This window comes from Rhodococcus sp. WY5, assembly GCF_018588185.1.
GTDB classification, from domain to species: domain Bacteria; phylum Actinomycetota; class Actinomycetes; order Mycobacteriales; family Mycobacteriaceae; genus Rhodococcus_F; species Rhodococcus_F qingshengii.
In genome coordinates this window covers 4,029,333-4,053,487 of the sequence record NZ_JAAMPR010000001.1, presented here as the reverse complement: position 1 = coordinate 4,053,487, position 24,155 = coordinate 4,029,333, and the positions used below count along the sequence as shown (strand labels likewise).

Genomic DNA, 24,155 nt, shown 5'->3' with positions numbered 1-24,155 from the left:
GTTGCTGTGATGCGTGAATCAGGCTGCTTCTCCGGCAGGAGCGTTCACGTCAGCCGGCAGAGCGGCCTTCGCGAGTGCGACCAGGCCGGCAAAGGCCTCGGCATCGGAGACAGCGAGCTCGGCCAGGATCTTGCGGTCGACGTCGACCTCTGCCAGACGCAGGCCCTGGATGAGGCGGTTGTACGTGATGTCGTTTGCACGAGCTGCAGCGTTGATACGCGTGATCCACAGCTTGCGGAACTCGCCCTTGCGCGCACGACGGTCGCGGTACGCGTAGGTGAGCGAGTGGAGCTGCTGCTCCTTGGCCTTGGTGTACAGACGCGAACGCTGTCCACGGTAGCCGCTGGATGCAGCAAGAATTGAACGACGCTTCTTCTGGGCGTTGACCGCCCTCTTTACGCGTGCCACTTGAAAAATCCTGTCAATCTAGGGGCTGAAAGTACGGCCCCGGGTGGTCAGTAAGGGGGCGACTCAGATGCCGAGCATGCGCTTGATGCGCGGAGCGTCGTCAGGGCTGACAACAGCGACACCGTCGAGACGACGGGTAACCCTGCTGGACTTGTGCTCGAGAAGGTGGCGACGGCCGGCCTTCTGGCGCATGAGCTTTCCGCTGCCGGACACCTTGAATCGCTTCGAGGCGCCGCTGTGGCTCTTCATCTTGGGCATGGAGTCCTCAGTTCTTGTTACGTGGTGGATCTTGGGAAATCGACTAGCTGGCCGGAGCCTCGGGAGCGGCATCGCCGGTCGCCGGTGCTTCCGGAGCTGCTTCACTGGAAGCCGGTGCGGCCGGAGCCGGACGCGGAGCAGCCTGAGCCACTGGCGCCTGAGCGCTCTCCTGCGCCTTGACACGAGTCTTGGCGCCCTTGTGCGGTGCCAGGACCATCGTCATGTTTCGGCCGTCCTGCTTTGCCGAGGTTTCGACGAATCCGAGATCTGCGACGTCTGCTCCCAGACGCTGCAGAAGGCGGTAGCCGAGTTCGGGGCGTGACTGCTCACGTCCGCGGAACATGATCGTGACCTTGACCTTGGAACCGGCTTCGAGGAAGCGAACGACGTTGCGCTTCTTGGTCTCGTAGTCGTGGTCGTCGATCTTGGGTCGGAGCTTCTGCTCCTTGATGACCGTCAGCTGCTGGTTCTTACGTGACTCACGTGCCTTCTGTGCAGCCTCGTACTTGAACTTGCCGTAGTCCATGATCTTGCAGACCGGTGGACGGGCGTCAGGAGCTACCTCGACCAGGTCGAGGTCGGCCTCAAGGGCCAAGCGGAGTGCATCTTCAACACGCACGATGCCTACCTGTTCGCCGCCAGGTCCGACCAAACGAACCTCGGGAACGCGGATACGATCGTTGATGCGGGTCTCAGTGCTGATGGGGCCTCCTAGGTTGAACGGTGCGGTCTTCATGACCGCACGCAGCCCGTACCGCCCGCACCCCAACAAAAAAGCCCCGCTGTGATGATTGCTCATCCGCGGGGCCCGATGTCGACCGATCACATAGGATCCAGCTCACGCCGAAACCTATCTCCTCGACTGAGCGAGGAACCTGACGAAGAATGATCTCCGATAACAGGTGACCGGAACCACTGAACTGCAGTTTCACCTGCCGTGCAGAGGTGGGAGTCGGACTCCACTTGCTGCCCCCGAACAAGTCGGAGGCGGTCGTTGCAACAAGAGTAACAGGTCGCCACAGATGAAAGAAATCGGTGCCGCTCCCAGTGCTGCCGGGAGAGGCCCGATTCAACACCGTCACGGCCTGATGGAATCCTTACATCCATGAGTGAGAACTTCGAGGCAGAACAGAACACCGACGGCGCGAACCCCGACGTCCGCGAACTCTCCGAAGTTCCCGCGGTCGAGGTCATCAGCCGCGCTGCAGTGATGCTGATGAGTTCGGCTGCCGAAAAACTCGGCCTCTCCGACGCCGATCCGTCTTCCAGCCCCTACCTGGACCTCGACGAAGCGCGTCGCGTCATCACGGCACTTGCCGGACTCGTGACTGCGTCGGTCGAATACCTCGGCCCTCATGCCGGACCCATCCGTGAAGGCCTCCAAGCCCTGCAGCGCGCATTCCGTGAGGCGTCCTCGCACCCGGACGAGCCAGGAAAGGGACCGGGCGAGAAGTTCACCGGTCCGGTCTACTGAGTTGGCAACCGCCAACAAGACTCAACCGACGCCCGAGGACGTCGACGCATTCATTTCACGCGTCGACGACCGCAAACGCGCCGACGCCGTGGAGCTGATCTCCCTGCTGTCGGCCGCAACCGGCGAGCCTGCTGTCATGTGGGGCTCGAGCATCATCGGATTCGGGGCACGGCACTACCGATATGCGAGTGGCCACGAAGGTGACACCCCACTGATCGGGTTCTCCCCCAGGGCCACCGCGCTCACGTTGTACTTGTCGCTGAACTTCGACGACTACACCGACACGCTCGCTCGCCTCGGCAAGCACAAAATCGGCAAGGGCTGCCTGTACGTCAAACGGCTGAGCGACGTCGATGTGACCGCCCTGACCGAACTGATCACGGATTCCGTTGCCGCAGCCCGCAACATGATCGACTGAGTCACTCACCTACGGGGAGAAACAGGCCGAGCGTCTTCGGGCGGTTGCCCGAAGACGGTCGAATCGCGTGGTGTGAAGTGATCGTTCGTCAGCGTGGCCCGACGCATTCGATCGAGTCGAAACCACCGCACGGCGTCGCGCTCGCGACACCAGCCGATGAGAAACCACTGACCACGGTCCTGCGCCAGAATGTGCGGCTCAACTGCCCGCACCGTCTCCGCACCGTCCCCATCCACGTAGTGCAACGACACGACTCGACTCTGTTCGAGACCCTGCTCGACGGCCTGCCGGTTCGCGCGCGAATCCGTCAGAGCCCCGCCCTCACCGCGAATCCACACGCGGCCACCGAGCTCGGCGACCTTGCGACGACTCTCCTCGTCCATCACATCGAGCAGTTTCGCCAGCGCTGCTCGCCCATCCGGCGCAAACGGAGCATCACCCATCGCCGTCAAGGCCAACGCGATCGAAACTGCCTGCGGAACAGTGAAATTCACCGGCGGCAGCGTGGCGCGACCCACGAGTCGGTATCCACCTCCGGGACCTGAGCGCGCTTCGATCGCCGCACCCGACATCATCAGCGTCTCGATATCCCTCTTGATCGTCCGGGTGGTGACACCGAATTCCTCGGACAATCGGGAGCACGTAGTCCCTCGATCGCCCTGTCGCCGAAGTTCCTCGACGAGAGCATGCAATCTCGCAGCTCGATTCACGTTCTCCAGTGTCTCAGATTCCGATACCAAACGGTGACATAATTGGTGACACTCTGTTGTCACCAACCCGGGTGCACTGTGAGTCCATGAAAACTCACATCGTTCTTGTTCCCGGATTCTGGCTCGGTTCATGGGCTTGGGATGCAGTACTCCCCCACCTCGAACATTCCGACACCCGCGTGACCAGCCTGACACTGCCCGGGCTCGACTCAGTAGACACAGATCGATCAGCGGTCACCTTCGACGCTCACGTCCGTGCAGTCGTCGACGCCGTATCGGACTCCGACGAGCGCACGGTATTGGTCGTACACAGCGGCGCCGGCCCGGTGGGGTACGCCGTCACCGATCGCATCCCGGATCGCGTCGCTCGGATCGTCTACGTCGACTCGGGCCCCATGCCCGACGGCGCAGCGCTGCGACCGGATCTGGCCTCCGATGTCATCGAGATTCCGCTCCCCACGTGGGCAGAGCTCGAAGCGGACGGCAGCAGCCTCGAAGGACTCGACGAGAAAGCTCTGGAGACGTTCCGCGCCAACGCGGTACCCGAACCGGCTGGGCCCGCGCGTGAGCCGATTGTCCTGACGAACGAAAAGCGCTACCAGGTGCCGTCAACCGTCGTTTGCAGCACGTTCCCCTCCGCGGTGATCGCCCAGATGGCCGACGGAGGTCATCCGATGGCCGCCGAACTGGCGAAACTCCCCGTGACGTACGTCGACCTCCCGACCGGCCATTGGCCGATGTGGTCGCGCCCCGAAGAGGTCGCCAACGTAATTCTCGAGACCAGCACTTCCTGATCGACAAAGCAGTGATGCCGGGTCGATTCCGACCCGGCATCACTGACCGATTTCTACTTGCTCACATTCTACTAGCTCACGGAAGCGGCTTTCTTCCGTGGCGCGGCCTTCTTTGCGGCAACTGCCTTCGTCGCACGCTTCTTGGTGATCGGCTTGGCCTTGACCGGCGCGTGCTGTGCGGTGAGAACCTCACTGAGGAACTTGCCCGTGTAGCTCTCGGGGACCGCGGCAACGTCTTCCGGCGTACCTTGCGCCACAACGGTTCCGCCGCCGGATCCACCCTCGGGTCCCATGTCGACGACCCAGTCCGACGTCTTGATCACGTCGAGATTGTGCTCGATCACGATCACGCTGTTGCCCTTGTCCACCAGACCGTTGATCACGATCAGGAGCTTGCGGATGTCCTCGAAATGCAAACCCGTGGTGGGCTCGTCGAGGATGTACACCGTGCGACCGGTGGACCGCTTCTGCAATTCGGCGGCGAGCTTGACGCGCTGCGCTTCACCACCGGACAGAGTCGGAGCCGGCTGACCCAGTCGGACATAGCCCAGGCCGACGTCGACCAGCGTCTTGAGGTACCGGTGAATTGAGGTGACCGGCTGGAAGAACTCGGCTGCTTCCTCGATAGGCATGTCGAGTACCTCGGCGATTGACTTGCCCTTGTAGTGGACCTCGAGCGTTTCGCGGTTGTACCGGGCGCCGTGGCACACCTCGCAGGGCACGTACACATCCGGCAGGAAGTTCATCTCGATCTTCAGCGTTCCGTCGCCGGAGCACGCCTCGCAGCGTCCGCCCTTGACGTTGAACGAGAATCGGCCGGGCTGGTAACCGCGGACTTTCGCTTCCGTGGTGGCCGCGAACAGGGTTCGGATCTTGTCGAACACGCCGGTGTACGTCGCCGCGTTCGATCGTGGAGTCCGGCCGATCGGAGACTGATCGACCTGCACGAGCTTGTCCAGCTGATCGAGACCGTTGATTCGTGTGTGACGCCCAGGTACCTGGCGTGCACCGTTGAGCTTGTTCGCCATGACGGTCGCGAGAATGTCGTTGACCAACGTCGACTTGCCCGAACCGGAGACACCGGTGACAGCGGTGAGAACACCCAGCGGGAAACTCACGTCGATGCCGTCGAGATTGTGCTCGCGAGCTCCGACGACCGTGACCTGGCGTTTGCGGTCCACCGGTCGACGAATGGCCGGAACCTCGATGAAGCTACGACCTGACAGGTAGGCGCCGGTCAGAGATTCTTCACACGTCAGCAGTTCTTCGTATGGCCCGCTGTGGACGACCTTGCCGCCGTGCTCGCCGGCGTACGGTCCGATGTCGACTACCCAGTCGGACGTGCGGATCGTGTCTTCGTCGTGCTCGACGACGATCAGCGTGTTGCCGAGGTCGCGCAAGCGCGTCAGGGTTTCGATCAGTCGTCGATTGTCACGCTGATGCAGGCCGATGGACGGCTCGTCGAGTACATACAGCACGCCGACGAGTCCGGAACCGATCTGCGTTGCCAAGCGGATTCGCTGGGCCTCGCCACCGGACAACGTGCCAGCGGCACGCGAGAGGGAAAGGTATTCCAAGCCGACGTCGAGCAGGAACCCGAGTCGTGCCTGAACTTCCTTGAGGACCTGACCCGCAATCGCCTCTTCGCGCGAGCCGAGAGTGAGGCTGTTCAAGAAGTCCGCGCAATCGGAGATCGACAGTTCACAGACCTCGGCGATGGACTTACTGCCGAAGTCCCCAGCCGCGATAGTTACCGACAGGATTTCCGGGCGCAGGCGAGCACCACCACACGCCGGGCACGGGGTGTCGCGCATGTACCCGTCGTACCGTTCCTTCATCTGATCCGATTCGGTCTGCTCGAGCCGGCGATGCAGGAACGGCATCACACCTTCGAACTCCGCGTAGTAAGAACGGGTACGGCCGTACCGGTTCTTGTACCGGACGTGAACCTGCTCCTCGCTGCCTTCGAGGATTGCTTTACGGGCCTTCGCCGGCAACTTGTTCCACGGCGTCTTCATGTCGAATCCGAGAATGTCGCCGAGGCCGGACAGCAAACGTCCGAAGTACTCCGAACTCTGGCCCATCGACCACGGCGCGATTGCTCCGTCTTCGAGACTCAGGTCGGGATCGGGAACCACCAGATCCGGGTCGACCTCCTTGCGGATACCGAGGCCGGTGCATTCCGGGCAGGCGCCGTAGGGCGAGTTGAAGGAGAACGAGCGCGGTTCGAGATCGTCGATCGCGAGTGCGTGGCCATTCGGGCAGGCCAACTTCTCGGAGAAACGACGCTCACGATCAGGTGCATTTTCTTCACGGTCGACGAAGTCGAGGACCACGATGCCTTCAGCCAAGCGAAGTGCGGTCTCGACCGAGTCGGTCAGGCGCTGCTTCGAACTCGCCTTGACCTGCAATCGGTCGACCACTACTTCGATGTCGTGCTTTTCCTGCTTCTTGAGCTTCGGCGGATCGGCCAGCGAATGGACGACACCGTCGACGCGCACTCGCGAGTAGCCCTGGGTGTTGAGCTGATCGAAGAGATCGACGAACTCGCCCTTACGAGTACGGACCACTGGTGCGAGGACCTGGAACTTGATGCCCTCCTCCATCTCGAGCACCTGGTCGACGATCTGCTGGGGCGTCTGACGTGCGATCTTCTCACCACACACCGGGCAGTGCGCCGAACCTGCGCGGGCATAGAGAAGTCGGAGGTAGTCGTAGACCTCGGTAATGGTGCCCACCGTCGAACGGGGGTTGCGGTTGGTCGACTTCTGGTCGATCGACACCGCAGGAGACAATCCCTCGATGAAGTCCACATCCGGCTTGTCCATCTGACCGAGGAACTGACGCGCGTATGCCGAGAGCGACTCGACGTAGCGGCGCTGACCTTCGGCGAAGATCGTGTCGAACGCGAGGCTGGACTTGCCGGAGCCCGACAACCCGGTGAAGACGATCAGGCTGTCTCGCGGGAGGTCGAGATCGACTCCTCGCAGATTGTGCTCACGCGCACCCCGCACGATCAGGCGATCCGCCACACCAATTCCCTTCATTGTCAATCGTCCGGGGCCGTCCCCCCGGAGAAGTCTCGAGTGGCCTCGCAAACGCGAGTCCTCGAGCGATCGTCATCGTAGGCCGAGCCACCGACACGTTTTTCTCACCAGGCGAGCCCATCGCTCTACCTGCCCCTATTCGAAGGTAGCCTGCGTTTCATGACGAATCAGCCCATCGTGATCGACGACTCCTACACCGGTCAGGTCTCCCCCGATTCTGCCCCTCAGCGGCGCACAGTCGAAGGCGCCGTCATCACGAAGATGTCGGTCGGCCCAATGGACAACAACACTTACCTCGTCGTCTGTTCCACGACCGGGAAATCTCTCCTGATCGATGCGGCCAACGAAGCCGAGAAGATCATCGCGCTCATCGAACAGGAAGCACCTGTTTTCGATTCCATCGTCACCACCCACCAGCACGGCGATCACTGGTTGGCCCTCGAAGACGTTCACGCCGCAACCAAGGTGCCGACCGCCGCGCACCCCCTCGACGCAGAGGTCCTTCCCGTCACCCCGGACGTGCTCCTCGAAGACGGCGACAAGGTGACCGTTGGCAACTTGAGCCTCGACGTCATTCACCTGTCCGGCCACACGCCCGGCTCCATCGCGCTGGCTCTCACCGAACCGAGCGGACAGGTTCACCTCTTCACCGGCGACTCGCTCTTCCCCGGCGGAGTAGGCAAGACCGCCGACCCCGAGAAGTTCACTTCTCTGCTCGACGACGTGGAAAACAAGCTGTTCGGAAGGTACGACGACGCGACCGTCGTCTACCCCGGGCATGGCAAGGACACGACGCTCGGCGCCGAGCGCCCGCACCTGGCGGAGTGGCGCGAACGCGGTTGGTGACGTTTCACCTGTTCCGTACTGGACCCCGCTAACCGACTTGGCTGTCGACCTGTTCACCGTTGACTCGAAGTCGCGGAAGCCAGGTCGACAGAGTCCGGCCCAGTCCTTCGACCATCCGTTCCCCGAACACACACAGCGTGCGTTCCCACGGATGGCCGAAGGTCCCTTCCGTGAAGTCGTCCCGACTGAATATGTAGTAGTCACCGTTCGGATAGACCGGGACACGCCACTCCGCAAGCTCCTTCGCAGCAGCGTGTGCCTCCGCGTCGAAGGTGTAGCCCGGATGCTGCCAATCCAGAACGACGAAGTTGGGATCGTCGTTCCAATCGGTGACAAAACAGCGCAACGCTTCGGCGTTGATCGCATCCACGCGAGCGGCCCACGCCCCTGGAGTCGCAGCTGGCGCCGCACCCAAATCGAAGACCACGGACGGGATGGGCTCGGCGATGGCGGGCCAAGATCGTGCGTCGATGCCGGGCGTGAACCCAAAGCGGTCACGAAAGATCGCCCAGTTTCTCTCGTTCTCCTCGTCTGACAGCTGTCCCCAGCCGGTGGGAAGGGTCGAGCCGAAGTTCTGAGTCATCTTGGTGGTCACAACACCATCGTGCTCGAACGGTGCGCATACTGTGACACCTTCGAACACGCCGTATGCGGATACGCGGTAACGGATACTTCAGAACGGTGTGTCCGGATCAGTGGAGAAGTCATCGTCGCAGTACAGCGCGCTTCGGCGACCAGGAATCCGGCGACCGGGTCAGGCGTGCCGGGATCGCCGAACCGGACCAATTCCTTGTGAGATCGCTAGGGTGGAAAACGAACCTACATCGGGAGGCTTGAAACATGCTGGTACGTCGAATTGCTCGTCCACTGCTTTCCACGATCTTCATCGCCGGGGGAATCGATGCTTTGCGCAACCCTGCTCAGCGAGCAGCCAAAGCGTCACCGCTGATCGACAAATCCGTCGAGACGCTGCCAGGAGCAGTGACGCAGAAGGTGCCTGCTGATCCGGAAACACTCGTCAAGATCAACGCCGCCGTCCAGATCGGCGGCGGTGCCCTGCTGGCCACCGGCAAGGCGCCGCGGCTCGCGTCGTTGGTGCTCGCGGGGAGCCTGGTACCGACCACGCTTGCCGGTCACGATTTCTGGAACGAAACCGATCCGTCACTGCGAGCGATGCAGCGCACAAACTTCATCAAGAACGTCAGCTTGCTCGGCGGACTGATGATCGCCTCCGTCGACACCGAGGGCAAGCCGTCGCTCGGCTGGCGTGGCCGCCGCGCCGCGAAGAAGGCCCAGGCGTCTATCGCCGCAGCACTTCCATTGGTCGCATCGCAGACCGATCACACGAGCGATCGCGTCGAACACGCTCTGTCGGTGGCGTCCGAACGCGGTTCCGAACTTGCCGAAACCGCGAAGGCACACGGCACGGATTGGCTCGAACTTGCCAAGGAGCGCAGCTCCGAGTTCGCGGAGATCGCGAGCAAGCGAGCCGCGGAATTCGGAGAGGTCGCCAAGGAACGCGGCCCGGACATCCTCGAAGTCGCGCAGAAGCGCGGCTCCGAACTGGCCGAGACCGCACGCGAGCGCAGCGCCGAACTGGCAGAGCTGGCGAGCAAGCGCAGCTCGGAGTTCGCCGAACTCGCCCTCGAGAAGAGCAACGAGTGGGCCGAAACGGCGTCGGAGCAGACCGAGGTGCTGGGTAAGCGTGCTCGCGAGCGCGCAGAGAAGGCGCTCGAAAAGGCTCGCGCCAAGAAGGACGAATTGACGCACTGAGTGCACCGAAAGACACGGTCAGGCCACCTTCGGGTGGCCTGACCTGTATCTATGCGGCAGTTCATCTGGGGGAACTAGACTGTCTTGGCGCTTTTGCAGCGCCTGAATTTCTCATCAAGCCTAGGAGATCCTTTGCCCGACGCGGACCCGTCACTGAACGAGCAAGAGCTCGAGCAGCAGTACGTGACGATGTTGTACTCCCGTCTCGACGATCTTCGAAAGTATGCCCAAACTCGCTTGAGCACGGTCCTCCTCGAGACCGGCGGAACCCCGCAAGCACGCAGCGAACGCGAATCCTTCAACGCCATGTACACCGAGGATCTCGCCAAGTACGACGCAGCCGAGAACGGAATGTGTTTCGGACGCATCGACTTCGACGACGAGCGACGCTACGTCGGCCGACTGGGAATCCTGGACACCGACAACGACTACGAAACGCTGCTCCTCGACTGGCGAGCTCCGATGGCACGCCCGTTCTATCTGGCGACGCCCGCGGCACCTGAGGGCGTGAAGCGGCGACGCCATATTCGCAGTCGGAGCCGCACAGTCACCGGCATCAACGACGAATACCTGGACCTCGACGCGGCCCGCGCCGCAGGCGTGGTGACCGAAGCCGGCGGCGTCGCCGGTGAGAGCGCTCTCCTGGACGCTCTGAACGCAGCGCGTACGGGTCAGATGAACGACATCGTCGAGACCATTCAGAGTGAGCAGGATGCCATCATCCGCTCCGAGCACAAGAGCGTTTTGGTCGTCCAGGGCGGTCCGGGTACCGGCAAAACCGCAGTCGCCCTTCACCGTGCCGCCTTCTTGCTCTACACCTACCGCCAGCAACTGGCCAAGGCCGGTGTTCTCATCATCGGGCCGAACGCGACGTTCCTCGACTACATCAGCCAGGTCCTTCCTTCACTCGGTGAGACCGGAGTTCTACTCTCGACGATCGGGGACCTGTACCCCGGAGTGCGTGCGACTCGTACGGATTCCCTCGCCGCCGGTGAGATCAAGGGTTCCCTCGCGATCCTCGACGTGCTCAAGAACGCCGTCCGGGATCGGCAGGAAGTTCCGTCGAAGCCGATTACCCTTCGATTCGACACGTACGACTTGAAGCTGGATCGAAAGACTGTCACGAAGGCGCGCGGGCGTGCTCGGTCGTCGCGTCGCCCACACAACCTGGCGCGCCCGATCTTCGTGGCAGCAGTCATCGAGGCGTTGGCACTGCAGATGGCCGAACTCATCGGCGGAAACCTCGTCGACGGTGGGTCACTCCTCAGTCGGGACGACATCGCCGACATTCGCGACGAGATGCGTGAGGACCCTGACATCATGTCCGCCATCGGAAAGCTGTGGCCCGAATTGTCGCCGCAGCAAATCCTCGCGGAACTGTGGACGTCGCCGGCGAGGTTGGCCAAGGCAGCGCCGCAACTCGACGACGCCCAACGCGACGAGCTTCTGCAGAGCGTCGGACCGGGTTTCAGTGCGGCCGATGCTCCCCTGCTCGACGAACTGGCCGAGATTCTCGGCGTCGACGACGCCGCCGAACGCGAACGCGCACAACGTGAATGGCGCGCGCAGATCGCCGACGCCCAGGGCGCCCTCGACATCCTCACCGGGTCTGCACCACAGGATCTCGAAGACGAGATGGATCCCGAGATCTTGATGGCGTACGACTTGATCGACGCCAGCCAACTCGCCCAACGCCACGATCAGGGCCAGCGCCAGACCACGGCAGAACGCGCTGCCGGCGACCGAACCTGGACCTACGGTCACGTGATCGTCGACGAAGCCCAAGAGCTCTCCGAAATGGCGTGGCGAATGCTGATGCGGCGCATACCGAATCGCTGGATGACGTTGGTCGGCGATACAGCTCAGACCGGTGATCCCGCGGGAACTTCGTCCTGGCAGAAGATTCTCGAGCCTTACGTCGCCAAGCGCTGGAAGCTCACCGAACTGACCGTCAACTACCGAACTCCCTCGGAGATCATGGATGTCGCGCACCGTGTGCTCGACGAGATCGACCCGGAGCAATCCGTGCCCCGGTCGGTACGCGACAGCGGATTCGCGCCGTGGGCGCTCAAGACCACGGCCGAAGAATTGGAATCGACCGTGCGCCGTTGCATCGAGTCCGAGTCGCATCCCGGTATCACCGCAGTGATCGCCGGTTCCGAGGTCGTTGCCGATCTGGCGGGCATTGCGAGTGACACCGTAAGCGTCCTGTCCGTCAAGGACGTCAAGGGACTCGAGTTCGACACAGTGTTGATCGTCGAACCTGCCGACATTCTCGACGAGTCACCACGCGGAATGAACGACCTCTACGTCGCATTGACCCGCGCTACCCAGAGGCTCGGCATCATTCACGTCGAGTCGCTCCCCGCGGTTCTCGACGGCGTCGAAGCAGCAGAGTTGGCCTTCGATTCGTGAGCATCACGGAGTAGGTTCGTGCGTGACACCACGAATGGTGGTGTCACTCCAATTTGTGTCGACGACTGAAGGAATGACCCCTCGTGCTTGGCCTGCCCGCAAGTTCCGCCGCACCCATCCGCAAGATCGCTCGCGTGGTGATCAGCATCGGGATGCTTGCGGCGGTGACAGCCGGTTGCTCAGAGGATGATTCGAGTTCGACGGCTGCTGCCGGCAGCGACGACATCGCTGCTGTTGCTGCCGCACCGACAGAAAAACCGGTAGACGAGGCAGATCGGCTGCGGGCGGCGCTTGCGTCTACCGGGGTCACGCCCGCCTTTTCCGACGACATGTTGCAGGCGCTCGGTGACGGCGTCTGCCAGCAGCTCGCGGCCGGAACGGATCGAGCGATGATCATCGCGAATCTGCGGGCGGTATCGCTGAACGGAGCAAGCGAACCAATGGTCACCTCCGGAAACGGCTCGGCCGCATCGACAACACCCCCCAGCGCCGATCAGCTGGCTGAAGTGTTCGTCGATGCGGCCGAGGCCGACTATTGCCGGTAGTTCAGCGAACGGTGTGCACGATCAGGACATCGGACGTCGCCTTGCGAGCGGCATCGGAAGGCACCGATCCGAGTAGACGCCCGGTCAACGTGTTCAATCCGCGATTTCCGACGACCAGCAAGTCGCCCTTCACCTCGTCGAGCAAAGCGAGAAGCGATTCGACGGGAGCGCCGACGACGGCGCGCTCGACAACATCCTTTGCCCCCTGGGCATGTGCGCGCTCACGAGCGGTGCGAAGGATCTCGTAGGTCGGAGCGGAACCGGTGACCTGGTAGGCCTCGTTACCCAACGCATCAGCGGCAGCGCTCACGTCCTTGGGATCAGCCGGGTAGTACGCACACGCGATGACGAGCTGAGCGTCCGAGCCACTGGCGATGGCGGCAGCTCTGTCGACTGCCTTCAGTGACGACTCGGAGCCATCGGTTCCTACGACAACGGTCCGGTAGGCACTCATTCATTCCTCCATGGTTACGGGACGGACGGTACGGCCGGCACCGGGCGCAACGCTGTTGCGCCCGCTCGACAACCGCTGCGCTGACATTAGCGGGATTGTGCCGCGGATAGTGTTATTTGCAGTACACGCCACAAGCCCACAGTGAACGTGATTCTTCGTCACAGACACATTTGTTCGGTGGTGACCACTCAGCGAAGTTTGCCAAAGCGGGGCCCGAACAGCGCCGCCGGAAATACTTCCTGCTCGACCAGGGCGGTACGCCACGGCGTCGCCAATTCCAGCAACCGCTTGGCACCCTCCTCACCCAGCGCATCCCACGGAGCCAAAGCGAGGTCGTCCGTCAGGTCTTCGACGACGTCACGCAAGTCCTGCCCGTCCTCGGTCAGCGCACCGGACGAACGATCCAGCAGTTCGCGGTCCTTCAAACTCTCGACGGCCTCGTCCCACTGTTCCTGCGACCATCCGCGACGAGTCTGCGCGAATTTGCGCTGAAACCCGATTCCCGTCGCGGTGTGCGTGATCAACGCGTCCAGGCCGTTCAATCCCGCGGTCTGAAGGGCCGCAATGTGGCCGTCACCGCGATACTCACGCAGCAGTGTCAGCGCGTGCCAGAAACGCAGGTGCGGCTCGGCCGGCCAGTCGAGCGACGCCCAACCCGCGTACAGAGGGCGGCCGTCCACTCCAGGAATGTTCTGGGCAGCGATCGACACGAGTTCGGCGGCCTCGGCCATGTCCGCCGATCCTGTCACGTCTGCACCGAACAGGCGGACGTACGCCGCGTCGATTGCCCGATACCGCGCGGCGACAACCTCTGTGGGCCTTGCCAATTCCCAGGCACGTGGGATGACACTGGCGATCAATTCAGGATTGAAGTTGAAGAAGGTGGCCGTGACGACAGTCGCGGGTGGAGCGCCGAGCGGAGCTGATCGCCCGGCAAAGTACACCATTCGGCCAGGCTCCAACCCGACGCCGACAAGTTCCTTCTCCGTCTCCGGGACGAAGTACGCCAAGGAATGGAGAAGTTCGAGAGTCCGCGCGGTCTTGCCTGCAGTCTGTGCATCCATACCTGAAACCGTAGCGGTCGAAAGCACGAACGCACGCGAGGCGACCTACTTGAGACCCGCGGCGTCCATTCCTCGAAGCTCCTTCTTCAAATCCGAGATTTCGTCTCGCAATCGCCCAGCCAACTCGAACTGAAGGTCACGTGCAGCGTTCATCATCTGATCGGTGAGTTCCTTGACCAGATCTGCCAATTCGGCCCGAGGCATCGATTTGGTGTCGCGCCCCTCGTACACACCCGCACTGACCGCACGACCGGCCTCACCCTGCGCACGCCGACCACGCGTCGCATTGCGACCCGAACCACCGACGTCCACGGACGCCGCAGTGTCCTCTGCCTCCTCGTACACCTGATCGAGAATGTCCGCGATCTTCTTGCGTAGAGGTTGTGGGTCGACGCCCATCTTCTCGTTGTAGGCGACCTGCTTCTCGCGTCGTCGCTCGGTTTCCTCGATGGCCTGCGCCATGGAAGCGGTGATCTTGTCCGCATACATGTGCACTTGACCGGATACATTTCGAGCCGCTCGGCCGATCGTCTGAATGAGGCTGGTGGAGCTACGTAGGAAACCTTCTTTGTCGGCATCGAGAATCGCGACCAGCGACACCTCGGGAAGGTCGAGTCCCTCGCGCAGGAGGTTGATGCCGACCAGCACGTCGTACTCCCCCAGGCGGAGCTGACGGAGCAACTCGACTCGCCGGAGCGTATCGATATCCGAGTGCAGGTAGCGGACGCGAATACCGAGTTCGAGCAGGTAATCGGTCAGATCTTCCGACATCTTCTTGGTCAACGTCGTGACCAGCACACGCTCGTCACGTTCCGCTCGCTCGCGGATTTCGTGAACGAGATCGTCGATCTGTCCCTTGGTGGGTTTGACGATGACCTCGGGATCGACCAATCCGGTCGGGCGGATCACCTGCTCGACGAACTCACCGCCGGACTGACCCAACTCGTACTTACCTGGTGTCGCCGACAAGTAGACGGTCTGACCGATCCGCTGACTGAATTCTTCCCAAGTCAGAGGGCGGTTATCTGTTGCCGACGGTAGCCGGAATCCGAACTCGACCAGGTTTCGCTTGCGCGACATATCGCCCTCGTACATGGCGCCGATCTGAGGAACCGTCACGTGCGACTCGTCGATGACCAGAAGGAAATCTTCCGGGAAGTAGTCGATCAAGGTTGCGGGGGCAGTTCCAGGGCCACGGCCGTCGATGTGGCGCGAGTAGTTCTCGATGCCGGAGCAGAATCCGACCTGTTTGATCATCTCGAGGTCGTACTGCGTACGCATGCGCAGACGCTGAGCCTCGAGGAGCTTGCCCTTGCCTTCGAGCTCGGCGAGTCGCTCTTCGAGTTCCGCCTCGATGTCCTTGGCGGCACGCTCCATGCGTTCAGGGCCGGCGACGTAGTGCGTCGCCGGGAAGATACGAACCGTGTCGACCTGGCGAACGATGTCACCAGTCAGTGGATGGAGGTAGTACAGTGCCTCGATCTCGTCACCGAAGAATTCGATGCGGACCGCCAGCTCTTCGTACGACGGAATGATCTCGACCGTGTCGCCGCGCACGCGGAACGAACCTCGCGTGAACGCCATGTCGTTGCGGTTGTACTGAACGTCGACGAGCAGACGCAGGAACGCATCCCGCGGCACCTCCACACCGACGTCCAGCTGAATCGAGCGATCGAGGTACGACTGCGGTGTACCGAGGCCGTAGATGCACGACACCGATGCCACCACGACCACGTCCCGTCGTGACAGAAGGCTGGACGTCGCCGAGTGGCGCAGCCGCTCGACATCGTCGTTGACGGACGAATCCTTCTCGATGTAGGTGTCCGTCTGGGCGATGTACGCCTCGGGTTGGTAGTAGTCGTAGTACGAGACGAAGTACTCGACCGCGTTGTTGGGTAGCATTTCCCGAAGCTCGTTCGCGAGCTGAGCCGCCAAAGTCTTGTTCGGAGCCATCACCAGAGCCGGGCGCTGCAGCTTCTCGATCAACCACGCAGTCGTGGCCGACTTGCCGGTACCGGTCGCACCGAGGAGGACTACGTCCTTCTCCCCCTCGTTGATCCGTTTCTCCAGCTCGGCGATAGCTGCCGGCTGATCGCCTGCCGGTTCGTACGGGCTGACGACCTCGAAGCGCGCGTCTGAGCGCTCGATGTCACCAACCGGCCGAAACTCGGAATGCGCGACCACGGGATGTTCGGAAGCAAACGCCATGAAACCAGGGTAAGCGCACCTACCGACACAATGCCCGCTCGTCCGCGTTCAGCCGAAAATGCAGTTCGGCGGTAGGTTCTTCGACCATGAGCGAGGAACGTCCCCACATTCACCGGCCGAAGGTCGAAACCTTCGACATCGCAGCTCGCACCAACGTCGATCCCAAGGGCTTCGTTCGCCCGGTCGAGCACTACCGCGAAGAACCGTGGGGGCTGTACATGGCGCGCCACGCCGACCATCCCCGGTTTCACTACCTGGAGTCCTGGATCATTCCCGAACTCGGAATTCGGGCGTCGATCCTGCACTTCACCCCGGAACACATCCGAGACTGGGATTTCTATGTCGACATCGGCGACTTCATCCGCGGCGACCAGGTCTGGACGTCCGAGGACCACTACCTCGACCTGATCGTGCAGACCGGACGCAGCGTCGAATTGCTCGACGTCGACGAATTGCTCGAGGCGAACACCGCCGGGATTCTCGACCCGAAGACGTCAGAGCGTGCGATGCTGAACGCGGCCCGCGCTATCGAGGGCATCGCCGCCCACGGTCACGATCTCGACGCCTGGCTCACCTCGGTGGGCATGCCGGTCACGTGGCGCTGAGTGGTTAGAGGGACCAGCCTGATTTCTCGGCCCACTCCCATGCCCGGTGGAAAGCGGCGTCGAACCACGGCGTCTTGACTCCCAGGTAGGCATCGATCGCAGCGGCGTAGTCGTCGATGCCTGCGGCACTCTCGGCTGCCTTGACCTTGAGTTCGGCATATTCGGCACGCGCCGCTGCGTCGGCGCGAAGCCAGTCACGGAAGAGGATCGCGAACTGCTGACCCGGCCAACCATCCACCCGAATGTGGATGTTCGCGCGGCGCCCTGGATCGGCGCTTCCGTGAATTCGCTTCGCCCACACCGCCGGATCGGTCTCGCCACCGAGGTACGACGGTTTCGGGTCGTCGGCGACGATGTGCTCGACCCGGGGGAACCCGGCAGCGGCCAGATCTTCCGCGAGGTCGTCGGCAACGCCGAGGTGCTCGACAGTGATCTGAATGTCGATCACGTCCTTGGCATCGAGACCAGGCACTGCGGTCGATCCGATGTGATCGATACGGCGCGCACGGTCACCGGACGCCAACGACAACCGGCCGATGATTCGTTCGGCCTGCGCCGGCCACGACGGGTCGGCTGGAGTCAGCTCGGGCAGTGCGCGCACTACCGTGCCCTCGCGGAGGTTCTTCTCGAAGGGAACAAGTCGATTCGCCCACAAGTCGCGGACCACGTCGTCGAGTGAACCCGGCTCTCCGCTGTTGTCGAGCCACACGTCGGCAACAGCACGACGCTGATCGTCATTTGCCTGCGCTGCGATGCGCGCACGAGCGTCGGATTCAGGCATGCCGCGCGAGCCCACCAAGCGCCGAACTCGTTCCTCCTCGTCGACGTAAACGATGACGACCAGATTGAATGCCGGCGCCATCGAACCCTCGACCAACAGCGGAATATCTTGAACGAGCACCGCATCCGACGGCGCAGACGAAATCTGCTCCATCGTCCGCGCACCGATCAGTGGGTGGAGGATGCCGTTGAGAGTTCCGCGTGACGTGTCGTCGGCAAACGCCAACGACGCTAGCGCGGGTCGGTTGAGGCTGCCGTCCTCGGACAGAATCCCGTCGCCGAATGCATCGACCAGAGCGGCAAGTCCCGGAGTACCGGGCTCGACCACTTCTCGGGCGATCAGGTCGGCGTCGACGATGACGGCTCCCAGTTCGCTGAGGATTTTCGACACTGTCGACTTACCGGCTCCGATGCCTCCAGTGAGGCCAACTCTCAACACACTCGACAGTCTCTCATCTCCGCGCCCGAGAGATTCAGACACGCCTACTGATCGAACACGCCGGGGCGTTCGAGGCTCAAATACCACAATTTCGGTGACCGTGCGGTTATGTTCTAGCGAACGCACCTGTACCTGCACCTTCTCGAGAAAGTGGACGCCATGCGAGCAGATCGCGACCATCACGGTCAGCACCGCCTCGGAATGCCGAACGGCGTGCACTGCATAGAGTTTCCCGAAGTTGCTTTTGCCCTGGCAGAGCACCGTCGTACGTGGTTCACGATGCTCGTGAGCCAAGGCCGACACAGCTTCGCGTCGATGCGTAAGCGCACAGCCGAAGCGACCGCCACCTACTGGGTGCCTGCTCCCGCAAACTGAGTTCTCTTCACGAAGTACAAAATGACCGGCAACCCTTCGGTGCCGGTCATTTTTGTGTTCACTCACTGAATTGATTCTTCGCTCGCAAGTGACACCTGGCAGAGAAAAGAACCCCGCCCCTGCACGTGCAGGGGCGGGGTTCTTCACAGATCTCGCCTGATCAGATCAAGCGGTAATCCTTATGCGTTGCCCGACAGCTTCTCGCGAAGTGCGGCGAGCTGTGCATCGCTGGCAAGCGATCCGCCAGCGGACTCGGCCGGAGCGGAGCCGGCAGCAGCCGGAGCCTCGGCGTCGTCTGCAGCAGCCGTCTCCGAGGAGTAGCCGGCAGCAGCGGTGGCAGCCTCAGCGGCCTCGTCTGCAGCGGTCTTCTCCATCTGAGCGGTGTGCATCTTGTGGCGACGCTCAGCCTCGGCGTAGCGGTTCTCCCACTCTTCACGCTGCTTGTCGAAGCCCTCGAGCCATTCGTTGGTCTCGGGATCGAAGCCCTCGGGGAAGATGTAGTTGCCCTGCTCGTCGTACGAGTCAGCCATGCCGTACTTGGACGGATCGAACTCGGCGTTGTAATCCTCGTTGGCCTGCTTCAGCGACAGCGAGATACGACGACGCTCGAGGTCGATGTCGATGACCTTGACGAGTGCATCGTCGCCGACGCCGACAACCTGGTCCGGAACCTCGACGTGGCGCTCAGCGAGCTCCGAGATGTGAACGAGGCCTTCGATTCCCTCTTCGACGCGCACGAACGCACCGAACGGAACCAGCTTCGTGACCTTGCCGGGCACGATCTGGCCGATGGCGTGCGTGCGGGCGAACTGACGCCACGGATCTTCCTGCGTTGCCTTGAGCGACAGGGAGACGCGCTCGCGGTCCAGGTCGACGTCGAGAACCTCGACGGTGACCTCGGTGCCGACCTCGACAACCTCGGACGGGTGATCGATGTGCTTCCAAGACAGCTCGGAAACGTGAACCAGACCGTCTACGCCGCCCAGGTCCACGAATGCACCGAAGTTGACGATGGAGGACACGACGCCCTTGCGGACCTGGCCCTTCTGGAGCTGGTGCAGGAATTCGCTGCGAACCTCGGACTGAGTCTGCTCGAGCCATGCGCGGCGCGACAGGACCACGTTGTTGCGGTTCTTGTCGAGCTCGATGATCTTGGCCTCGATCTCCTTGCCGACGTACGGCTGGAGGTCGCGGACGCGACGCATTTCGACGAGCGAAGCGGGGAGGAAGCCACGAAGACCGATGTCAAGGATGAGGCCGCCCTTGACGACCTCGATGACGGTGCCCTTGACGGCCTCGTCCTTCTCCTTGAGCTCCTCGATGGTGCCCCAGGCACGCTCGTACTGAGCGCGCTTCTTCGACAGGATCAGTCGACCTTCTTTGTCCTCCTTGGTGAGGACGAGAGCCTCGACCGCATCTCCCACGGAGACGACCTCATTGGGGTCGACGTCGTGCTTGATGGAGAGCTCACGAGAAGGGATGACGCCTTCGGTCTTGTAACCGATGTCGAGCAGAACCTCGTCGCGGTCGACCTTGACGATGGTTCCTTCGACGATGTCGCCATCGTTGAAGTACTTGATCGTGGCATCGATGGCGGCGAGGAAGTCCTCGGCGGAGCCAATGTCGTTAATGGCAACCTGCGGCGAGGTGACGGTTGTGGAGGGCATATGTTGAATTGCTCCGGACGAGTTGTGGTCGGTTGATGGATTTTGTCGGACGAGATGCGCAACTGTGGCGTACAAATGTTGGAAGTACTTTGTGAAGTACTAGATCGAAGTACCCAGCTGCATCAATAACGAACAACCGAATACCGGATCACATTCCACACCGCGGAAGCGCACCGCGAGCTCCCTCGGTCCGACTGATTCCGAGACCTTGGTAAAGATCTCGTATAGACAATCGGTCGGATGACAGACACTCGCGTGAGTAAGACTACGCGTCGGCTATCTTGCCGGGCAAACCCGGGTACCCTGCGCCCGCATCACCCGTTCTACTGTGTTGTTCATGTCTGACGAGCGCCATGCCGCTGCCAATTCCATTCTCGGTACCAGCGGCGTCGGCCGAGTCCGTGTCGATTCGAGTGCCAGCGACCGCGCCAGCCGTGCGTGGTGGGACGCCGACGCCGACGATTACCACCGAACCCACGGCGAGTTTCTGGGCGTGAACAGCGCGGAAGGTGAATTCGTCTGGTGCCCCGAAGGGCTGCACGAGGGCGATCACCACTTGCTCGGCGACATAGTCGACAAAGACATATTGGAAGTGGGTTGCGGCTCGGCACCGTGTGCCCGATGGCTCGCCGGACATGGTGCTCGGGCCGTCGGTCTCGACATCTCGATGGGGATGCTCGCCCGCGGGCAGGACGCGATGAATGCCGGCGGACCGGCAGTCCCGTTGATTCAGGCAAGTGCGGAACTCCTGCCGTTTGCCGACGAGAGTTTCGACATCGTCTGTTCCGCGTTCGGCGCCGTCCCGTTCGTTGCCGATTCGCAGCGAGTGATGAACGAAGTCGCCCGGGTTCTGCGTCCCGGCGGATCGTGGGTCTTTGCCGTCAACCATCCGATTCGATGGATCTTCCCCGACGATCCCGGGCCGAAGGGCTTGACCGCGACCCTCCCCTACTTCGACCGCACCCCGTATGTCGAGGTCGATGACAACGGAGTCCCCACCTACGTCGAGCATCACCGCACCATCGGCGACCGGGTTCGTGAGATCGTCGCCGCCGGACTTCAGGTGCGCGACATCATCGAGCCCGAATGGCCGGAGTGGTTGGACCGCGAATGGGGACAGTGGAGTCCCCTGCGCGGCCAACTCTTTCCGGGCACTGCAATTTTCAGCGCCGTCAAACCCTGACGGCTACAGCAGCTTCGACAGGAAAGCCTTGGTCCGGTCGTGCTGAGGATTGGCCAGGAGTTCCCGCGGCTCGCCTGCCTCGACCACAACTCCCCCGTCCATGAACACCAACTGGTCGGCGACCTCGCGGGCGAATCCCATCTCGTGGGTGACGACCACCATCGTCATACCTTCTTTGGCCAACTGCTTCATCACGGTGAGAACTTCACCGACCAGTTCGGGGTCGAGCGCGGACGTCGGCTCGTCGAACAGCATGAGCTTCGGGTCCATCGCGAGAGCGCGGGCGATGGCAACTCTTTGCTGCTGACCACCCGACAACTGGGCCGGGTAGGCGTTGGCTTTGGCGCTCAACCCGACCTGATCGAGGAGGTCCTTCGCTCGTTCGACAGCCTTCTTCTTACTGACGCGCTTCACCTGCGTCGGCGCTTCGATGATGTTCTCGAGAGCGGTGCGGTGTGGGAACAGATTGAAGTGCTGAAACACCATCCCGATGTCGCGGCGTTGTTTGGCCGCTGCTCGCGGGTGAAGTTCGTACAGTTTTCCGTTCTTCTCCGAGTAGCCCACCAGGTCGCCGTCGACGTACAGTCGGCCGGCGTTGACCTGCTCGAGGTGATTGATGCAGCGCAAGAACGTCGACTTGCCTGATCCGGACGGACCGACGAGACACAGGACCTGACCGGGGTCGATTTCGAGCGAAATCCCTTTCAGGACCTCCAATGCGCCGAAGTTCTTACAAACTCGGTCTGCTTTCACCATGGGTGTCATTTGCGTTCTCCTCCGGGGGTATCCGGAAGCGTTTCCACTACCGTAGCTTTTCCTTGCGCGTCGGCCAGTGCCTGAAGTTGGCGCGTGGTCAGTGCTCGGGTTGCGCCCTTCGAATAGTGACGCTCGACGTAGTACTGCCCGATCATGAGCAGACTCGTGATTGCGAGGTACCACGTCGCCGCCACCATCAACAGGGGAATCGGCTCGAAGTTGGCGCCCGAGATATCGCGCGCTCGACCGTACAACTCGAAGCTGTAAGGGACCGCCGTCACGAGCGAGGTGGTCTTGAGCATGCTGATGACCTCGTTACCGGTCGGCGGAATGATGACGCGCATCGCCTGCGGTAGAACGGTTCGTCGCATCGTCTGACTCCACGTCATACCCAATGCAACAGATGCTTCGGTCTGGCCCTCGTTGACCGAACTCACGCCGGCGCGGACGATCTCGGCCATGTAGGCGGCCTCGTTCAATGCCAAACCGATCACGGCAAACAGAAACGCTGCCTGCAAGTCCTGGAGATTGATGTGCGCAAACTGATGTACGAAGGGAATACCGAGATCGATGCTCTTGTAAATCGACGGGAACAGGCCCCAGAAGACCAACTGCACGTAGACAGGTGTTCCTCGAAAGATCCACAGATAGCCCCAAGCCGCGGCGCGAAGCACCGGGTTGGGAGAGAGTCGCATGACTGCCAGAATCACACCGAGGACGATCGCGATCACCATTGCCAGCACCGTCAGCTGGATCGTTGTCCACGCACCAGCGGAGATGCGTTTGTCGAACAGATACTGACCGTAAGTCCCCCATGCAAAGGCTTCGTTGGTCGCCGCGCCGTAAACGAACAGTCCGAAGAGGACCACGACGACGACCGCGGCAATCCAACGACCAGGTCTGCGTAGTGGAATCGCCTTGATCGGCACCGGATCGCCGGTCTCAGTTGTTGTCATGTTCATCAGCTTTCCGCGCCGTTGATCTTGGATACTTCGATGACGCCGGCCTCGACACTCCAGGTCTGCGCGATCTGTTGATAGACACCGTTGTCGATCAGGTACTGCATTGCCTGCTGCAGGGCGGGACCGAGGGCGGAGCCCTTCACGATCGGCCAGCCGTAAGGCGCCGAATCGAAGGGTTCTCCCGCAGCTTCCATCCGGCCCTTGCTCCGTTTGATCGCATAGCCGGTCACTGGTGAATCAGCGGACAGCGCGTCGACTCGACCGAGAATGAGCGCGTTGGCCGCGTCGTCCTGGCTGTCGTACTTGATCTTGTCGATCGGGGGTTTGCCCTCGGCCACGCAGGCCTCGCTCTTGGCAGGCACCTCGTCGATGTCCTCGGTGGTCGTGGTCTGCACCGCCACCCGAAGCCCGCACGCATTGTTCGGATCGACTGGCTTGTCCGGCCGCTGGGCCCACTGGATACCCGCGCTGTAGTACGTGACGAAGTCGACCGTCTTCTCGCGCTCCTTGGAGTCGGTGAACGAAGACATGCCGAGGTCGTAGCTTCCCGACTGAATAGCGGGGATGATCTTGTCAAAGTCGGCTTGGTTGAAGACAGCTTCGACCCCGAGCACGGCGGCAACGGCATTCATCAGGTCGACGTCGAAACCGACGATGTTGCCGTCTGCGTCCTTGAATTCGTTTGGCGCGTAAGGAATGTTGACCCCGACCTGCAGTTTGCCCGAATCCGTGACCTTGGACGGCAGAAGTGCGGCGATCTCGGGCACCTTCTGGACATCAAGTGGCGGCCCTTCCGGAACGAGACCCTCGTTGTTGGTGACACATCCGCCGCACAATGCGACGATCAAGCCCACCAACAGGACTCGCACCACGTTGGCGCGGATACGCCCGCCACTGCTCGAGCCATAACTCACGCCACGTGGCCTTGGTGCCCGTGCGTTTTCATCGACCACGACTCTGCTCTCCACTCGTCG

24 protein-coding genes are annotated in these 24,155 nt (G+C 62.0%); 10 read left to right on the top strand and 14 right to left on the bottom strand.

Translation table 11 applies throughout. The features are described from left to right. Positions 1 to 18: 18 nt before the first annotated feature. From rplT to infC, 3 genes are all read right to left on the bottom strand, one after another. Positions 19 to 408 carry a 50S ribosomal protein L20 gene (gene rplT / locus G4D79_RS18810; protein ID WP_003944011.1) on the bottom strand — a complete coding sequence of 130 codons (390 nt, stop codon included), beginning with the start codon at positions 406 to 408 and terminating at the stop codon, positions 19 to 21. A 63-nt stretch (positions 409 to 471) separates the two neighbouring features. Then, positions 472 to 666 (bottom strand): 50S ribosomal protein L35, encoded by a 195-nt coding sequence (gene rpmI / locus G4D79_RS18805; RefSeq protein ID WP_003944043.1) that lies wholly within the window; start codon positions 664 to 666, stop codon positions 472 to 474. Between the two features lie 43 nt (positions 667 to 709). Beyond that, positions 710 to 1,402, bottom strand: coding sequence for a translation initiation factor IF-3 (gene infC, locus G4D79_RS18800; RefSeq protein WP_003944008.1), 693 nt, complete (start codon positions 1,400 to 1,402; stop codon positions 710 to 712). Positions 1,403 to 1,771: 369 nt separating this feature from the next. Between infC and G4D79_RS18795 the strand changes: the two genes are divergently transcribed. Together G4D79_RS18795 and G4D79_RS18790 are read left to right on the top strand one after the other, a co-directional pair. Next, positions 1,772 to 2,140: a DUF1844 domain-containing protein gene (locus tag G4D79_RS18795; protein ID WP_007736262.1), complete on the top strand. Its 369-nt coding sequence runs from the start codon at positions 1,772 to 1,774 to the stop codon at positions 2,138 to 2,140. Between the two features lies 1 nt (position 2,141). Then, positions 2,142 to 2,558 carry a DUF1801 domain-containing protein gene (locus G4D79_RS18790; RefSeq protein ID WP_030536732.1) on the top strand — a complete coding sequence of 139 codons (417 nt, stop codon included), beginning with the start codon at positions 2,142 to 2,144 and terminating at the stop codon, positions 2,556 to 2,558. A 5-nt stretch (positions 2,559 to 2,563) separates the two neighbouring features. On the opposite strand, the gene G4D79_RS18785 is transcribed toward G4D79_RS18790, so the two are convergent. Then, on the bottom strand, positions 2,564 to 3,268 hold the full coding sequence (locus G4D79_RS18785; protein ID WP_065352513.1) for a YafY family protein: 705 nt from the start codon (positions 3,266 to 3,268) through the stop codon (positions 2,564 to 2,566). An 86-nt stretch (positions 3,269 to 3,354) separates the two neighbouring features. Here G4D79_RS18785 and G4D79_RS18780 point away from each other — a divergent pair, with 86 nt between their 5' ends. Further along, the gene (locus G4D79_RS18780) at positions 3,355 to 4,062 is read left to right on the top strand and encodes an alpha/beta fold hydrolase (RefSeq protein WP_099698270.1); all 708 of its coding nucleotides are present in this window, start codon (positions 3,355 to 3,357) and stop codon (positions 4,060 to 4,062) included. A 71-nt stretch (positions 4,063 to 4,133) separates the two neighbouring features. Here the strand turns inward: G4D79_RS18780 and uvrA are convergent, their stop codons facing one another. Beyond that, positions 4,134 to 7,094 (bottom strand): excinuclease ABC subunit UvrA, encoded by a 2,961-nt coding sequence (gene uvrA, locus G4D79_RS18775; protein WP_024487477.1) that lies wholly within the window; start codon positions 7,092 to 7,094, stop codon positions 4,134 to 4,136. Positions 7,095 to 7,268: 174 nt separating this feature from the next. On the opposite strand from uvrA, the gene G4D79_RS18770 reads away from it, so the two are divergent. Beyond that, positions 7,269 to 7,955 carry an MBL fold metallo-hydrolase gene (locus G4D79_RS18770; RefSeq protein ID WP_030536735.1) on the top strand — a complete coding sequence of 229 codons (687 nt, stop codon included), beginning with the start codon at positions 7,269 to 7,271 and terminating at the stop codon, positions 7,953 to 7,955. Positions 7,956 to 7,983: 28 nt separating this feature from the next. Here the strand turns inward: G4D79_RS18770 and G4D79_RS18765 are convergent, their stop codons facing one another. After that, positions 7,984 to 8,550, bottom strand: a complete 567-nt coding sequence (locus tag G4D79_RS18765) for a DUF2716 domain-containing protein (protein WP_230793111.1) — start codon at positions 8,548 to 8,550, stop codon at positions 7,984 to 7,986. A gap of 245 nt (positions 8,551 to 8,795) precedes the next feature. Here G4D79_RS18765 and G4D79_RS18760 point away from each other — a divergent pair, with 245 nt between their 5' ends. The 3 genes from G4D79_RS18760 to G4D79_RS18750 all read left to right on the top strand — a co-directional run bounded on the left by G4D79_RS18760 (position 8,796) and on the right by G4D79_RS18750 (position 12,688). After that, on the top strand, positions 8,796 to 9,728 hold the full coding sequence (locus G4D79_RS18760; RefSeq protein ID WP_099698269.1) for a DoxX family protein: 933 nt from the start codon (positions 8,796 to 8,798) through the stop codon (positions 9,726 to 9,728). 132 nt (positions 9,729 to 9,860) lie between these two features. Beyond that, positions 9,861 to 12,143, top strand: coding sequence for an ATP-binding domain-containing protein (locus tag G4D79_RS18755; protein WP_099698268.1), 2,283 nt, complete (start codon positions 9,861 to 9,863; stop codon positions 12,141 to 12,143). Positions 12,144 to 12,226: 83 nt separating this feature from the next. Then, positions 12,227 to 12,688 (top strand): DUF732 domain-containing protein, encoded by a 462-nt coding sequence (locus G4D79_RS18750; protein WP_099698267.1) that lies wholly within the window; start codon positions 12,227 to 12,229, stop codon positions 12,686 to 12,688. A 1-nt stretch (position 12,689) separates the two neighbouring features. Here G4D79_RS18750 and G4D79_RS18745 read toward each other — a convergent pair whose 3' ends face one another. From G4D79_RS18745 to uvrB, 3 genes are all read right to left on the bottom strand, one after another. Beyond that, positions 12,690 to 13,142, bottom strand: coding sequence for a universal stress protein (locus G4D79_RS18745; protein ID WP_003944055.1), 453 nt, complete (start codon positions 13,140 to 13,142; stop codon positions 12,690 to 12,692). Positions 13,143 to 13,330: 188 nt separating this feature from the next. Further along, positions 13,331 to 14,206 (bottom strand): hypothetical protein, encoded by an 876-nt coding sequence (locus tag G4D79_RS18740; protein ID WP_007728746.1) that lies wholly within the window; start codon positions 14,204 to 14,206, stop codon positions 13,331 to 13,333. A 45-nt stretch (positions 14,207 to 14,251) separates the two neighbouring features. Continuing rightward, positions 14,252 to 16,414, bottom strand: a complete 2,163-nt coding sequence (gene uvrB / locus G4D79_RS18735; RefSeq protein WP_099698266.1) for an excinuclease ABC subunit UvrB — start codon at positions 16,412 to 16,414, stop codon at positions 14,252 to 14,254. An 86-nt stretch (positions 16,415 to 16,500) separates the two neighbouring features. Here uvrB and G4D79_RS18730 point away from each other — a divergent pair, with 86 nt between their 5' ends. Then, complete coding sequence (locus G4D79_RS18730) at positions 16,501 to 17,019, top strand: DUF402 domain-containing protein (protein ID WP_003944071.1); 519 nt, start codon at positions 16,501 to 16,503, stop codon at positions 17,017 to 17,019. A gap of 4 nt (positions 17,020 to 17,023) precedes the next feature. Here G4D79_RS18730 and coaE read toward each other — a convergent pair whose 3' ends face one another. After that, the gene (gene coaE / locus G4D79_RS18725) at positions 17,024 to 18,238 is read right to left on the bottom strand and encodes a dephospho-CoA kinase (RefSeq protein ID WP_099698265.1); all 1,215 of its coding nucleotides are present in this window, start codon (positions 18,236 to 18,238) and stop codon (positions 17,024 to 17,026) included. A gap of 159 nt (positions 18,239 to 18,397) precedes the next feature. Here coaE and G4D79_RS18720 point away from each other — a divergent pair, with 159 nt between their 5' ends. Further along, positions 18,398 to 18,613 carry a hypothetical protein gene (locus G4D79_RS18720; RefSeq protein WP_003944056.1) on the top strand — a complete coding sequence of 72 codons (216 nt, stop codon included), beginning with the start codon at positions 18,398 to 18,400 and terminating at the stop codon, positions 18,611 to 18,613. 179 nt (positions 18,614 to 18,792) lie between these two features. Here the strand turns inward: G4D79_RS18720 and rpsA are convergent, their stop codons facing one another. After that, positions 18,793 to 20,280 (bottom strand): 30S ribosomal protein S1, encoded by a 1,488-nt coding sequence (gene rpsA / locus G4D79_RS18715; protein WP_003944095.1) that lies wholly within the window; start codon positions 20,278 to 20,280, stop codon positions 18,793 to 18,795. Between the two features lie 337 nt (positions 20,281 to 20,617). On the opposite strand from rpsA, the gene G4D79_RS18710 reads away from it, so the two are divergent. Then, on the top strand, positions 20,618 to 21,463 hold the full coding sequence (locus G4D79_RS18710) for a class I SAM-dependent methyltransferase (RefSeq protein ID WP_007728737.1): 846 nt from the start codon (positions 20,618 to 20,620) through the stop codon (positions 21,461 to 21,463). Between the two features lie 3 nt (positions 21,464 to 21,466). On the opposite strand, the gene G4D79_RS18705 is transcribed toward G4D79_RS18710, so the two are convergent. From G4D79_RS18705 to G4D79_RS18695, 3 genes are read right to left on the bottom strand one after another with little or no spacing between them, the layout of a single operon-like run. Beyond that, positions 21,467 to 22,228, bottom strand: coding sequence for an amino acid ABC transporter ATP-binding protein (locus G4D79_RS18705; protein ID WP_019748634.1), 762 nt, complete (start codon positions 22,226 to 22,228; stop codon positions 21,467 to 21,469). Further along, positions 22,225 to 23,181 (bottom strand): amino acid ABC transporter permease, encoded by a 957-nt coding sequence (locus G4D79_RS18700; protein ID WP_019748635.1) that lies wholly within the window; start codon positions 23,179 to 23,181, stop codon positions 22,225 to 22,227. Before G4D79_RS18700 ends, G4D79_RS18705 begins: the two co-directional genes overlap by 4 nt. Then, the gene (locus tag G4D79_RS18695; protein WP_024487476.1) at positions 23,181 to 24,053 is read right to left on the bottom strand and encodes an ABC transporter substrate-binding protein; all 873 of its coding nucleotides are present in this window, start codon (positions 24,051 to 24,053) and stop codon (positions 23,181 to 23,183) included. Before G4D79_RS18695 ends, G4D79_RS18700 begins: the two co-directional genes overlap by 1 nt. Between the last annotated feature and the right edge of the window lie 102 nt (positions 24,054 to 24,155).

Coding starts and splice junctions, on each gene's coding strand:
- rpmI (WP_003944043.1), bottom strand. CDS start 666: ATGCCCAAGATGAAGAGCCACAGCGGCGCCTCGAAGCGATTCAAGGTG.
- infC (WP_003944008.1), bottom strand. CDS start 1,402: ATGAAGACCGCACCGTTCAACCTAGGAGGCCCCATCAGCACTGAGACC.
- G4D79_RS18795 (WP_007736262.1), top strand. CDS start 1,772: ATGAGTGAGAACTTCGAGGCAGAACAGAACACCGACGGCGCGAACCCC.
- G4D79_RS18780 (WP_099698270.1), top strand. CDS start 3,355: ATGAAAACTCACATCGTTCTTGTTCCCGGATTCTGGCTCGGTTCATGG.
- G4D79_RS18770 (WP_030536735.1), top strand. CDS start 7,269: ATGACGAATCAGCCCATCGTGATCGACGACTCCTACACCGGTCAGGTC.
- G4D79_RS18760 (WP_099698269.1), top strand. CDS start 8,796: ATGCTGGTACGTCGAATTGCTCGTCCACTGCTTTCCACGATCTTCATC.
- G4D79_RS18745 (WP_003944055.1), bottom strand. CDS start 13,142: ATGAGTGCCTACCGGACCGTTGTCGTAGGAACCGATGGCTCCGAGTCG.
- G4D79_RS18740 (WP_007728746.1), bottom strand. CDS start 14,206: ATGGATGCACAGACTGCAGGCAAGACCGCGCGGACTCTCGAACTTCTC.
- uvrB (WP_099698266.1), bottom strand. CDS start 16,414: ATGGCGTTTGCTTCCGAACATCCCGTGGTCGCGCATTCCGAGTTTCGG.
- G4D79_RS18730 (WP_003944071.1), top strand. CDS start 16,501: ATGAGCGAGGAACGTCCCCACATTCACCGGCCGAAGGTCGAAACCTTC.
- G4D79_RS18720 (WP_003944056.1), top strand. CDS start 18,398: ATGCGAGCAGATCGCGACCATCACGGTCAGCACCGCCTCGGAATGCCG.
- rpsA (WP_003944095.1), bottom strand. CDS start 20,280: ATGCCCTCCACAACCGTCACCTCGCCGCAGGTTGCCATTAACGACATT.
- G4D79_RS18710 (WP_007728737.1), top strand. CDS start 20,618: ATGTCTGACGAGCGCCATGCCGCTGCCAATTCCATTCTCGGTACCAGC.
- G4D79_RS18705 (WP_019748634.1), bottom strand. CDS start 22,228: ATGACACCCATGGTGAAAGCAGACCGAGTTTGTAAGAACTTCGGCGCA.
- G4D79_RS18700 (WP_019748635.1), bottom strand. CDS start 23,181: ATGAACATGACAACAACTGAGACCGGCGATCCGGTGCCGATCAAGGCG.